This window comes from Brevundimonas sp. (genome assembly GCF_035626975.1).
In the GTDB taxonomy this organism is placed as follows: domain Bacteria; phylum Pseudomonadota; class Alphaproteobacteria; order Caulobacterales; family Caulobacteraceae; genus Brevundimonas.
Map to the genome: position 1 here is coordinate 1 of NZ_DASPMQ010000023.1, position 11,784 is coordinate 11,784.

The following is an 11,784-nucleotide window of genomic DNA, read 5'->3' on the forward strand; positions in this document are numbered from 1 at the left end:
CGGACGCGCTGGTCGCCCAGGGTGTCAACGGCGGCGTCATCTCGCTCGACGGCAAGGGCGAAACCCAACTGGCCCGCCCGACCGCCGACGGCGTTCGCGAGCCTCTCAACCGCCGCGCCACCATCGGCATCAACTTCTAGGTTGACGTCGAGACCGCTTCCGGCCCCTGGGCCGGGGGCGGACGGCACGGAGAATAACAGAGCCGCCGGCCCTTCGCGGGGCCGGCGGTTTTGCTTTGGACCCCGGGCAGGACGGGCGGGGTGGCCAAACCCCGGCCCGACCGCTATCTCCCGGCCACTGTTGAAGGGGGCGAACCCGCATGCGCGTCGCAATGATCGGAACCGGCTACGTGGGCCTGGTCTCAGGGGCCTGTTTTGCCGATTTCGGCCACGACGTGACCTGCGTCGACAAGGATCCCTCCAAGATCGAGCGGCTCGAGCGGGGCGAGATCCCGATCTTCGAGCCCGGACTCGACGACCTGGTCGCCGCCAACGTCCGCGACGGCCGCCTGTCCTTCGCCCTCGACGGGGCGGAGGCGATCCGGACGGCGGACGCGGTCTTCATCGCCGTGGGCACGCCGTCCCGTCGCGGCGACGGCCACGCCGACCTGTCCTATGTCCATGCGGCCGCCGAGGAGATCGCCGGTCTGATCGAGGGCTTCACCGTCATCGTCACCAAGTCGACCGTGCCGGTCGGAACCGGCGACGAGATCGAGGCCATCATCCGCGCCCGGCGGCCCGACGCCGACTTCGCGGTGGTTTCCAACCCGGAGTTCCTGCGCGAAGGCGCGGCTATCGAGGACTTCAAGCGACCTGACCGGATCGTGGTCGGGGCCGAGGACCCGCGCGCCCAGGCGGTGATGCGCGAGATCTATCGTCCGCTGAACCTGAACGAAACGCCGATCCTGTTCACGGGCCGGCGCACGTCGGAGCTGATCAAGTACGCGGCCAACGCCTTCCTGGCCATGAAGATCACTTTCATCAACGAGATGGCCGATCTGTGCGAGAAGGTCGGCGCCGATGTCCAGCAGGTCGCGCGCGGGATCGGCCTCGACAACCGGATCGGATCGAAATTCCTGCACGCCGGCCCGGGCTACGGCGGCTCCTGCTTCCCCAAGGACACCATAGCCCTGGTGCGCACTGCGATCGACGCGGGGTCGCCGGTGCGGCTGATCGAGACCACGGTCGAGGTCAACGACGCACGCAAGAAGGCCATGGCGCAGCGCGTCTCGGCGGCGCTGGACGGCGATCTGGCGGGCAAGACCATCGCCCTGCTGGGCCTGACCTTCAAACCCAACACCGACGACATGCGCGACGCGGCGTCGCTGGACGTGGCCCCGGCCCTGATGGCCATGGGCGCGACGGTTCAGGCCTTCGATCCCGAGGGCATGAAGGAGGCCGCGCACCTGCTGCCGGGCGTGGTGTTCAAGGACGGCCCCTATGACGCCGTCGAGGGTGCGGACGTGGTCGTCATCCTGACCGAGTGGGACCAGTTCCGGGCCCTGGACCTGAACCGGGTCAAGCGGCTGTTGCGGCAGCCGGTCATGGTGGACCTGCGCAACGTCTATCGGCCCGAGGACATGCGCGCGCGGGGCTTCCGCTACGCCTCGATCGGAAGAAGCTAGGATCGGTTGAGGAGGAATCGCTTCGCGATTCCGCCGATGCCGTGAATCAGGCTCCAGCATGATCCTGGAACGATCCGAGTTTGGACGCGATCGCGGCCAAACCGATTTCGCTCTAGGGCAGCGAGGCCTGGATCAGCACGGGCCGGTCCTTCGCCTGGGCCTCCGGCTGGGGGAGCAGGGTCCGGCCTGCGCCGATGACCAGCATCGCCGTCACCACCGCCGACACGACCGCGATCGCGCCGAGTCTGATTCCATCGGTGATTTCATGGTCCGGACGCACGCATTCCCCCGAGTCGAAACGGCGTTTGTTATCCAGCATCTACGCGCCGCCGCCGCAAGTCACGGAACAGTGTCCGGCCACAAAAAAGGCGGAGCCGAAGCTCCGCCTCTCTCGTTGGCGCGCTATCGGCCCGTGCGCGGCACGGGCCTGCCTGGGCGCGTTTGGCGCTAGCCGCGGAACGGCCGGATCACGATCTCGACCCGCCGGTTCTGGGCCTTGCCTTCGGCCGTGACGTTGGTGGCCACCGGCTCGCTCTCGCCGCGGCCGTCGACGTAGAGGCGGTCGGCCAGAACGTTGCGGCTGACCAGATACTGGGCCACCGACGAGGCGCGCTGGCGCGAGAGGTTCAGGTTGTAGTCTTCGGCGCCATCGGAATCGGCGTGGCCGACGACGTCGATGACCGACTGGTCATAGCGGTTCAGCACCGCCGCCACGTCATCGAGAGTGGCGTTGAAACGCGGGCTGATCGCCGACTGGTTGGAGGCGAAGGTCACGTCCGAGGGCATGCGCAGGACGAGGTTGTCGCCCTGGCGGGCCACCCCGACGCCGGTGCCCGACAGTTGGGCTTCCAGTTCGCGCTGCTGACGATCCATGTAGGCGCCGACGGCCGCGCCGCCGAGGGCGCCGATGCCGGCCCCGATCAGGGCGTTCTTGCGGCCTTCCTCGGAATTGGAGGTGTTGGTCAGATAGCCCAGCACGGCGCCGCCGAGCGCGCCGGCGATCGCGCCGGTGGCGGTGTTGTTCCGGCGCGGGGTGGAGCTGTAGGGGTCGGTCGTCGTGCAGGCGCCCAGCAGGGCGATGACGCTGACGCCGGTTATGAGAAGTTTGGCGTGCATGATGGAATGGTCCTTCCAGTTCCTGGTTGACGGCGGAACGCGGCCTTACGGTCAAGGTTCCCACCTGTACCGCCGGTGAACGGCCGGCAGGCGCGGATTCATCCGCGGCGAACGCCGGCGCCCGTGCTTTGCCAAGATCGGCCCACAGGGCGTATGGAAACGCCCGAATGTAGTTTTGAGGTCCCGCAATGGCCGACAGCCTGAGCTCCACCGCCGCCCGCCGCTCCATCGAACCCGTGTCGATGACGCTCTACGACACCGACTTCCAGGCCTTCGCCGACAGGCTGGGCGAGTCCTTCAAGCGCTACGGCTTCGCGGTCATCGCCGACCATGGGCTGGACGAGACGGTGATCGACGCCGCGCTGGACGACGCCAAGGCCTTCTTCGCCCTGCCCGAGGACGTGAAGCGCCAGTACCACCAGCCGGGAACCGGCGGCGCCCGCGGCCTGACCCCGTTCGGGGTCGAGGCGGCCAAGGGCGCGGCGACGGTCGACCTGAAGGAGTTCTGGCATGTCGGGCGCGAGCTGCCGGAGGGCCATCCCTACCGGAAATATATGCGCGACAACGTCTGGCCGACCGAGATCGAAGGCTTCCGGCCCCACCTGTACGGCATGTTCACGGCCATGGACGAGCTGGGCCGCAAGATCCTGCGCGCCATCGCCCGCTATCTGGAGCTGGGCGACGATTTCTTCGAGGACAAGGTCCAGCTGGGCAACAGCATCCTGCGCATGCTGCACTATCCGCCGGTGCCGGCCGACGCGCCCGGCGTGCGCGCCGGCGCCCACGAGGACATCAACGTCATCACCCTGCTGCTTGGCGCCGAGGAGGCGGGCCTGCAGCTGAAGGACGCCGACGGCGAATGGCTGGACATCGCCCCGCCGCCGGGGGCGCTGGTGGTCAACATCGGCGACATGCTGCAGCGGTTGACCAACCATGTGCTGCCGTCGACGACCCACCGGGTGGTCAATCCGGCCCCGGAGCGGCGCGGCTTCGCCCGCTATTCGACGCCGTTCTTCCTGCACTTCAACCCGGATTTCATGATCGAGACCCTGCCGGGCATGGTGTCGCCGGAGAACCCCGACCGCTACGCCGGCAAGGCCATCATGGCCGAGGACTTCCTGACCGAACGGCTGAAGGAAATCCGGCTGATTTGAGTGCGCTAACGCTCGCCGCGCGGCGCTCGCTGCTTGAGCGCGTGGTGAGTGCGCTATCGGCCCGCGCGCGGCGCCGAACCCGCTTGAGCGCAGGGCGCGGCGTCGGAGGGCGCCGCGCCTGTTCGTTATTTGGAGATCCGCAACTGGGTGATGTCGCGGCCGATCGCGGCGAAGGCGTCGGACAGGTCGCCGGCGCTGGCTGCGATGTGGAAGTTCGTCGGTGTGCTCGCGCAATAGGCCAGCACATCGGCGGCGTCGCCGGTCGCGGAAATCTGGAAGCCCACCGTGTAGACCAGAATGCCCCTGGCCTTGATCGCGTCGCAAAGCGTCCGGCTCTGAGTGAAGGCGTCGCCGTTGGTGGCGGCGCAGTTGTTGCGATAGGTGCCGCTGGTTGCGCCGGTGTACATGTCCGGGACCGCCTGGCAGTAGGCGGTGTTGAACTCGCCGTCGGTCATGATGACCATGGCCTTCAGGGTTTCCGACGCGTCATAGGGAGCCGCGGTCCCTGAGGACCACATCGCGCTGAAGGTCGGCGACAGGGCGTACCAGCCCCAGCCGATACCGATGTGGCCGGCGGTCGTGCCCTCGACCTGGAAATTGTTGATCGCGGTCGTCAGGCTCGATTTGCTGCTGGTCAGGGGCATGACCGCATTGCCCAGGCAGCCGCCGCTGGTGTCGGGATAGTGCCGGCCGACGTAGGACGAGGCGCCGGTCGGCCGGGCTTCGGTCCAGGCCTGGGCGCCGGTGCGCTCTGTGACGCACGAACTGATCCTGTTGGCGACGAGGTCTTCGTAGACGTTCTCGAAGGCGAACCAGGTGCAGCCCGCCTGGGCGCACCATGACCTGCCGCCCGAACTATAGGGGTTGATCGTCGAACCGTCGTCCGGATCGATCGTGTAGGTGTTGGTCGTGACGTTGCCGACGAGATAGGTTTTGTTGTTGATCTGGGTCATGCCGTTCACATCGGTGATGCGAACGTACTGGTTGTTCAGGAGGCCGTGATTGTTGGCGGTGATGGTGATCGAACAATCGTTGTTCTGGCATTTCTGCACGCGGCCGCTGCCATTGTAGTTACTCCAGCCGCGGCTATCCACGCGACTGCCGCTCATGGTCCATAGCTCGAAGGTCGTGTTCGTCTTGTTGGTCACGACATAGGGTTTGTTGTTCAGCTGGGTCATGCCGGTCGCGCCAGTGATCCAGACGATCTCGCCGTTGAGGAAGCCGTGGTCGGTGCTCGTCGTGACGACCGCCGGACGAGCCCTGGTCACTCCGGAGATGGTCCGCTGGGTGCCCGACAGGTTGATGACGGCGTTGCTGATGTTGACCGACGTGGTCACGCCGCCGCGCACCTGGGTCAGGTAGCTGCTGCCCGGGTTGACCGAGTTCGAGTACGGCACCAGGGCGATCTTGGAATAGTAGGGCGTCTGCACGTCCTGGACGACCAGTTCGACGAGGTCCTTGGCCGCTTCGATCAGCGCCGCGATCCGCTCGCCGGCCATGGAGCCGGTCAGGTCGAGCACCAGCGCCACCTCGATATTGCGGGACGACCGGTCGACCTCGGAATGGCTGCCCACCGGCAGATAGTCGTCCATCAGCTGGCCGTAGGGCGGCAGGAAGATGTTGGCGACCAGGGTCTTCACCTGAACCCGGGCGTCGGCGACGACCACGTCCTCGTCGCTGAGGATGAAGCTGGTCTGATCCTCCTCGAGGGTGACGTTCGGATAGGCCTGCAGATTGGCCTTCAGCGCCGCGAGGCCGACGCGCTTCAGGTCGGCGTCCTCCGTATAGGGCGACCGGGCCGCCGCCAGGGCCGCGGCGTCGAGGGCGTCCTGCAGGTTGACCTTGACGGTCGACATCCGGTGGATGTCGACGCCGCCGAAAACCATCAGCAGCAACACTGGCAGGCTGAGGCCAAACAGCATGGCGACGTTGCCGCGCACGTCCCCCGCCAGGCGCCGGGCAAGGGCCCCCACGCCGCCGCACACACCGTCAAGCCAGGTCTTGCACCCCATCCGTTCCAGCCGCCGTCCCGCCGCGGGCGCAATTCGCCCACGGTCTTCCGCGCGACTGTGGCGCAAGCCGGTTAAGAGAAGGTCCAACAGCGAAAGTTAATCAGACCCTCGTCCGGCGGGACTCAGGCCTCCCAGCCGCAGTCCTTGCCGCGGTTCCGCTCGGTCAGCCAGGCGTTCAGCGGGGCGAAATAGTCCGCCACGGCCGAGGCGTCGTTGCCGGTCTCGCCGGTAAAGGCCTGCATAGCCTCGGGCCATGGGCGCGACTGGCCCATTTCCATCATGGCGTTGAAGCGCTGGCCGACGTCCTCGTTTCCATAGATCGAGCAACGGTGCAGCGGACCGGTCCAGCCGGCCTGCTTGCAGGCCGCACGGTGGAACTGGAACTGGTAGATGTGGGCCAGGAAGTAGCGGGTGTACGGGGTGTTGCCGGGGATGTGGTACTTCGCGCCCGGGTCGAAGGCGTTCTCCGGACGCGGTCCGGGCGGAACAAGGCCCTGGTAGCGCAGCATGTTGGCGGTCCAGGCGTCGTTGTATTCGGCCGGCGTTGTCTCGCCGTTGAACACGCCCCAGCGCCAGCGGTCGACCATGAGGCCGAACGGCAGGAAGGCGATCTTGTCGAGCGCCATCTTGAGCAGGAAGGGGATGTCCTCCGACTCGCCCGGCACCGTGTCCAGCAGGCCGATCTGGTTCAGATAGGTCGGGGTCAGGGCCGACAGGCCGACGAAATCGCCGATGGCCTCGTGGAAACCGTCGTTCGCCCCGTTCTTGAACAGGAACGGCTGATCCTTGTAGGCGCGCTGGTAGTAGTTGTGCCCGAGCTCGTGGTGGACGGTGTAGAAGTCGTCGCCGTTGACCTGGGTGCACATCTTGATGCGGATGTCGTCACGGTTGTCGAGGTCCCAGGCCGAGGCGTGGCAGACCACCTCGCGGCCCTCGGGCCGGGTGATCATCGACCGCTCCCAGAAGGTCTGCGGCAACGGATCGAGGCCCAGCGAGACGTAGAAATTCTCGCCGGTCCTGACCATCTTTTCGGCGTCGTAGCCCTTGCTGACCAGCAGCTGGGTCAGGTCGTAGCTGGACTCGCCGCCCGAGGTCGGGGCCACGACGTCATAGATATTGCCCCACTGCTGCGACCACATGTTGCCGAGCAGGTCGGCGCGGATCGGGCCGGTCTCGGGCTGGACCGCGTCGCCGTATTTCGCGTTGAGACGGTCGCGCACATAGCAGTGCAGGTTTTCGTAGAAGGGCTTCACCTGCTCCCACAGCCGGTCCGTCTCGGCGGCGAAGGCGTCGGGGTCCATGTCGTAGCCGGCGCGCCACATCGCTCCGGTGTCGGCGAAGCCAAGCTCGCGCGAGCCCTCGTTGGCGATCTCGACCATGCGGGCGTAGTCGGCGGCCATGACCGGCGAGATGGTGCGCCAGCCCTCGTACAGGGCCCTGGTGTCGGCGGGGTCGCGGCTCTCGGCCATCAGGATGGTGGCGTCGTCGAGCGTGATCTGACGGCCCTTGAAATCGAATTTTCCGGTGGCGTAGGTCGAGTCGAGTCGGGTGGTGATCTCGGCCAGTTCGGTGGCCGCGCCGGGCCGGTTCGGGGCCGGCAGCACGATGCCGAGACGCAGCAGGTTCAGCTTGCGGCGGACGTCGGCGGGAACCTCGACGTCATTGAAGGCGGCCGCGCCATTGGCCAGTTCGACCTGCAGCTCGGTGTACTCGGCGTTGATCCGGCTCTCCAGCCACATGGTGTCGTGGGTGATGTTGGTGGCCCGGGTCCACTGGATGCGGGCGGCCTCCTCGCTGAGGTCGGCAAGGCGCTTTTCGGCGTCGGCGACAAAGGCCACAGCCGCTTCGGCCGTCACCGGACTCGCTGTGGCGGCGGCCGCGGCGTCTGCGGCAGCACGGGCATCAGCGGCGGCCGCGTCCAGATCGTCGTCACCATAGCTGGCGCACCCGGCGGCGAGGCCGAGGGCGCAGGCGGCGGCGGCCGTCATCAGGGTGCGTTTCATGGAGTCCTCCCGGGTATCTGGCGTCAGGCGGTTGCTCCGCCTTTTCGGCGCGCAGGTGAGGCGAGCGGAGCCGTGTCGTCAAGCGGCGCGGTTCAGCCCAGCACGCAGGCGGCGAGGCCGTCGCTGCGCACCGTGCCCATGGCGGCCTGAACCCGCGAGGCCCGGCGGCGCACATAGGGTCCGGGCGACGAGGCGTTGTAGCGTCGGGGCGACGGCAGGATGGCCGCCAGCCGCGCCGCCTCGCGCGCGCTGAGGTCGGCGGCCGACTTGCCGAACCAGTGACGCGAGGCCGCCTCGGCGCCGTAGACGCCGGGGGCCCATTCCGCGACGTTCAGATAGACCTCCATGACCCGGCGCTTGCCCCACAGCGTCTCGATCAGGACGGTGTAGCCGGCCTCCAGCCCCTTGCGGATCCAGTCGCGGCCCGGCCAGAGGAAGACGTTCTTGGCGGTCTGCTGGCTGATCGTCGAACCGCCGCGGATGCGGGTTCCGCCGCGCTTCTCGGCCCGGGCGTTGGCCTTCAGCGCCTTCTCGATGGCCTTTATGTCGAAGCCGCGGTGGGCGCAGAAGGTCGAGTCCTCGGAGGCGATCACCGCCTCGACCAGACGCGGCGAGATGTCGTCCAGCGAACGCCAGCGATAGGACAACCCCTCCCCTTCGATGGTCCGGGTCACCATCAGGAAGGTGGCGGGCGGGGGAACGAAGCGCTGGATCCCGACACTGACCAGCAGCAGCAGGACGAGCAGCGCCAACACCCTGAGCACCGGCCGCTTGCGTCTGGTCTGCACGACATCCCCCATCGGCGAAGGTTGGCCCGTGTCGGCGGTCCGGAGCAAGTGGCGCCGGACGACCGCGTCAGACGTCGGCCACGCCGGCCTGGCCGTCCTCGTCCGCCCAGGCGACGCGACGGGCGTCGGCGCTCATGGCCAGGGCGGTGATCGGCGCGCCCTTCCCGGCCTTGAGGAAGTTCAGCCCCTGCCCGGCCGGATGGGCCAGCCAGACGCGGCCGTCGTCGAGACCGGCCGCGAGGACGCCGTGCTTCGGCTGCGACGCCACCAGGGCGACGAGGCTGCCTTCGTCGAAACCGATCTCGGTGGCTTCGCGGCCCATCGGGCCGTTCGAGCCGATGAAGGGCCACAGCACCGCCCCCTGCGCGCCCGACGTGGCCAGCAGCTGGCCGTTGGACAGGAAGCTCATGGCGCGGACCTTGGACGGATAGCCGCCCATGCGCAGGTTCTTCTGGTCCTTGATGCGCCAGCCGTGCAGCTGATTATCCTGCATGGCGGTGACGACGAAGGCGCCGTCCGGCGACCAGCCGACCGCCGTGTGCGATCCGGCCCATTTGAGAAAGGTCGGCTTCTGGTCGGCGATGCGGGCGAACCACAGGGCCGCGCCGCCGTAGGTCGAGGTCGCGATACGGCGGCCCTTCGGTTCGAAAGCCACGCCCGAGACGGTGCGTTCGTGCACGAAATCGCGGCGGAAGCCGGCGTCCTTCGCGTCGATCACCGACAGGGTCTTGCCGGCCGAGAAGGCGATCAGGCCGCTTTCGGCCGAGGCGTCGATGGCGTCGATCCACTGGCCCTTCGCGGTGGCCAGCACGCCCGCGTCGCCACGGCGGTGCCAGATCACCCGGCCGTCGTCGCCGCCGGTGACCACCCCATCGCCCGACGGATGGACCGCCGCGCACAGGATGGCCCCGTCGTGGGCGGCGCTGAACTCGCCCCCCTCGAAGCGCACCGACCCGTCGCCGAGCGCGAAAACGGCGCCGGTCCGATCGAACAGGGCGGCAGTGATCTGGGCGTCGTAGGTGTGGGTCTTCATGAGGTCCGTTTAGAGCCCGCCCGGCGCGCGTCAACGCGCAACGGCGCATCACGCGCGAGGGTGCGTCTCCACCCAGCGCCGGGTCATCAGGTCCGCATTGGCGTAGGCCTCCTGCAACTCGACGCTCCAGTAGGTCAGCCGCTCCAGCGGGATCGGCTTGCCGGAGACGGCGCAGACCACATAGTCGCCGGTCTGCAGGACGTCGAAATCGGGCGTGCCGTAATGCAGGATCGCCTGGCGGGTCTCGACGGAGAGCGGTTTGGGCGGCGGGTTCACCACGGCAACTCGCGGCCGTTCCAGCCGATGAAGCGGTGCTCGCCCGCGCCGGCGTGGCTCTCGATCTGGTCGGCGATGCCCCGGGCGCTGGTCGGCACGTCGATGGTCGCGCCGCGGCCGCCCATGGCGGTCTTCACCCAGCCCGGATTGACCGACAGGACGGTCAGGCCCCGCGCCTGGCCGGGACCGACCCACAGGCTGCGCGCCAACATGTTCTGGGCCGCCTTGGAGGCGCGGTAGATGTCATAGCCGCCGGAGCGGTTGTCGGCGATCGAAGCCATGCCAGTCGACATCAGGGCGATGACGCCGGTCCTGGGCCGCACCCGGTCCGCAAGCGCCCAGGCGAGGCGGGCCGGACCAAAGGCGTTGGTCTGCATGATCTGGTTGATCTCCTCCGGCGAGGCCGTCGTCATCTCTTCGGGACCCATGATCCCGGCGTTGAGGAACAGCAGGTCCAGCGGCCGATCGACACGGTCGGCGAGCGCCTGGATGTCGCCGTCGTGGGTGACGTCGGCGCGAAGGACGGTGAGCCGGCCAGTGCGGTCCATGGCGGTGAGTTCGGCCTCAGCCCCCGCATCGCGGACGGTGGCGATAACCGACCAGCCGCGAGCCAGATACTCCTCGACCAGACCCAAACCTATGCCGCGCGAGGCGCCGAGGATCAGGGCGGTCTTCGCATCGGTCATGGCCCGGCTCCTTCAGGTCCTCATACGGCGCAAGCCTCGAAACCCTTGCGCAGTTCCGCCTCGTCGAGATCGCGGCCGATGAAGACCGCGCGCGACCAGCGCCGTTCGATCGCGCCCCAGGGCTTCTGCAGCTCGCCCTCGAGGATCATGTGCACGGCCTGGAAGACCAGGCGGCGGTCCTCGCCGGCCACGTCGATGATGCCCTTGGCGCGCAGGATGTTCTGGCCCTGCTCGCCGAGCAGGCGGTCGAGCCAGGCGGTGAATTTGGTCCCGTCCATCGGCCGGTCGAGCGACAGGGAGATGCCCTTGATGTCGTCCTCGTGGGCGTGGCCGCGCGCGCCATGGGCATGCTCGTGCTCATGGGCGTGGCCGTGGTGTTCGTGGTCGTGGTCGTGATCGTGGCCGCAGTGCTCGTCGTGGACGTGACCTTCCTCGCCGTGGCCCGGATTGGCGAACTGCGGATTGATGTCGAGGATGCGTTCCAGATCGAAGCCGCCGAGACCGAGGACCTGGTCGAGCGGCACATTGGCGCGTTCGGCGCGGGTGATCGGGGCCAGTGGGTTGAGCCGGCGCAGGCGGGCCTCGACCTCGACCAGCGCGTCTTCCGAGGCGAGATCGACCTTGTTGAGGATGATCCGGTCGGCGAAGGCGACCTGCTCGCGGGCCTCTTTCGAGTCGTCCAGCCGGGCCATGATGTGTCTGGCGTCGACCAGCGCCGTGACGCTGTCGAGCTGCGTCTTCGCCTTGACGTCCTCGTCAACGAAGAAGGTCTGGGCGACGGGGCCGGGATCGGCGAGGCCGGTGGTCTCGACGATGATGGCGTCGAAAGCCGGCTTGCCGGGGCGCTGACGCTTCATCAGGCCGGCGACGACGCGGATCAGGTCGCCGCGCACGGTGCAGCAGACGCAGCCGTTGTTCATCTCGAACACGTCCTCGTCGGCGCCGACGACAAGGTCGTTGTCGATGCCGATCTCGCCGAACTCGTTGACGATGACGGCGTAGCGCTTGCCGTGGTCCTCGGTGAGGATGCGGTTGAGCAGGGTGGTCTTGCCGGCGCCGAGGTAGCCGGTGAGGACGGTGACGGGGATCTTG

Annotated in this window: 11 protein-coding genes; 2 read left to right on the plus strand and 9 right to left on the minus strand. The window is 67.9% G+C overall.

Annotated features, from left to right (window positions below; all coding sequences use genetic code 11):
* Nucleotides 1-319: 319 nt before the first annotated feature.
* Complete coding sequence (locus VEB62_RS06805) at nucleotides 320-1,624, plus strand: UDP-glucose dehydrogenase family protein (RefSeq protein ID WP_324797174.1); 1,305 nt, start codon at nucleotides 320-322, stop codon at nucleotides 1,622-1,624.
* Nucleotides 1,625-1,736: 112 nt separating this feature from the next.
* On the opposite strand, the gene VEB62_RS06810 is transcribed toward VEB62_RS06805, so the two are convergent.
* Both VEB62_RS06810 and VEB62_RS06815 read right to left on the minus strand, forming a co-directional pair.
* Nucleotides 1,737-1,943, minus strand: a complete 207-nt coding sequence (locus VEB62_RS06810; protein WP_324797178.1) for a hypothetical protein — start codon at nucleotides 1,941-1,943, stop codon at nucleotides 1,737-1,739.
* A 128-nt stretch (nucleotides 1,944-2,071) separates the two neighbouring features.
* On the minus strand, nucleotides 2,072-2,740 hold the full coding sequence (locus tag VEB62_RS06815; protein WP_324797180.1) for a YiaD family glycine zipper/OmpA-like lipoprotein: 669 nt from the start codon (nucleotides 2,738-2,740) through the stop codon (nucleotides 2,072-2,074).
* A 188-nt stretch (nucleotides 2,741-2,928) separates the two neighbouring features.
* On the opposite strand from VEB62_RS06815, the gene VEB62_RS06820 reads away from it, so the two are divergent.
* Nucleotides 2,929-3,894 (plus strand): isopenicillin N synthase family dioxygenase, encoded by a 966-nt coding sequence (locus VEB62_RS06820; RefSeq protein WP_324797183.1) that lies wholly within the window; start codon nucleotides 2,929-2,931, stop codon nucleotides 3,892-3,894.
* A gap of 125 nt (nucleotides 3,895-4,019) precedes the next feature.
* Here the strand turns inward: VEB62_RS06820 and VEB62_RS06825 are convergent, their stop codons facing one another.
* The 7 genes from VEB62_RS06825 to VEB62_RS06855 all read right to left on the minus strand — a co-directional run.
* A complete protein-coding gene (locus VEB62_RS06825) occupies nucleotides 4,020-5,834 on the minus strand; it encodes a ubiquitin-activating E1 FCCH domain-containing protein (protein ID WP_324797186.1) in 1,815 nt (604 codons plus the stop codon).
* Nucleotides 5,835-6,028: 194 nt separating this feature from the next.
* Nucleotides 6,029-7,909 carry a M2 family metallopeptidase gene (locus VEB62_RS06830; protein WP_324797189.1) on the minus strand — a complete coding sequence of 627 codons (1,881 nt, stop codon included), beginning with the start codon at nucleotides 7,907-7,909 and terminating at the stop codon, nucleotides 6,029-6,031.
* Nucleotides 7,910-8,001: 92 nt separating this feature from the next.
* On the minus strand, nucleotides 8,002-8,709 hold the full coding sequence (gene mtgA / locus VEB62_RS06835) for a monofunctional biosynthetic peptidoglycan transglycosylase (protein ID WP_324797192.1): 708 nt from the start codon (nucleotides 8,707-8,709) through the stop codon (nucleotides 8,002-8,004).
* A gap of 55 nt (nucleotides 8,710-8,764) precedes the next feature.
* Nucleotides 8,765-9,730: a WD40 repeat domain-containing protein gene (locus VEB62_RS06840; RefSeq protein WP_324797195.1), complete on the minus strand. Its 966-nt coding sequence runs from the start codon at nucleotides 9,728-9,730 to the stop codon at nucleotides 8,765-8,767.
* A gap of 48 nt (nucleotides 9,731-9,778) precedes the next feature.
* Entirely contained in the window at nucleotides 9,779-10,006 is a 228-nt protein-coding gene (locus VEB62_RS06845) for a DUF2093 domain-containing protein (RefSeq protein WP_324797197.1), read from the minus strand.
* Nucleotides 10,003-10,692 (minus strand): SDR family NAD(P)-dependent oxidoreductase, encoded by a 690-nt coding sequence (locus VEB62_RS06850; RefSeq protein ID WP_324797200.1) that lies wholly within the window; start codon nucleotides 10,690-10,692, stop codon nucleotides 10,003-10,005. Before VEB62_RS06850 ends, VEB62_RS06845 begins: the two co-directional genes overlap by 4 nt.
* 20 nt (nucleotides 10,693-10,712) lie before the next feature.
* Nucleotides 10,713-11,784, minus strand: a 1,072-nt coding sequence (locus tag VEB62_RS06855) for a CobW family GTP-binding protein (RefSeq protein ID WP_324797202.1), incomplete at its 5' end; no start/stop codon positions are given.

Bases quoted from the DNA above. Each gene is read 5' to 3' on its own strand.
- VEB62_RS06815 (WP_324797180.1), bottom strand. From the start codon at position 2,740: ATGCACGCCAAACTTCTCATAACCGGCGTCAGCGTCATCGCCCTGCTG.
- VEB62_RS06830 (WP_324797189.1), bottom strand. From the start codon at position 7,909: ATGAAACGCACCCTGATGACGGCCGCCGCCGCCTGCGCCCTCGGCCTC.
- VEB62_RS06805 (WP_324797174.1), top strand. From the start codon at position 320: ATGCGCGTCGCAATGATCGGAACCGGCTACGTGGGCCTGGTCTCAGGG.
- VEB62_RS06840 (WP_324797195.1), bottom strand. From the start codon at position 9,730: ATGAAGACCCACACCTACGACGCCCAGATCACTGCCGCCCTGTTCGAT.
- mtgA (WP_324797192.1), bottom strand. From the start codon at position 8,709: ATGGGGGATGTCGTGCAGACCAGACGCAAGCGGCCGGTGCTCAGGGTG.
- VEB62_RS06810 (WP_324797178.1), bottom strand. From the start codon at position 1,943: ATGCTGGATAACAAACGCCGTTTCGACTCGGGGGAATGCGTGCGTCCG.
- VEB62_RS06850 (WP_324797200.1), bottom strand. From the start codon at position 10,692: ATGACCGATGCGAAGACCGCCCTGATCCTCGGCGCCTCGCGCGGCATA.
- VEB62_RS06820 (WP_324797183.1), top strand. From the start codon at position 2,929: ATGGCCGACAGCCTGAGCTCCACCGCCGCCCGCCGCTCCATCGAACCC.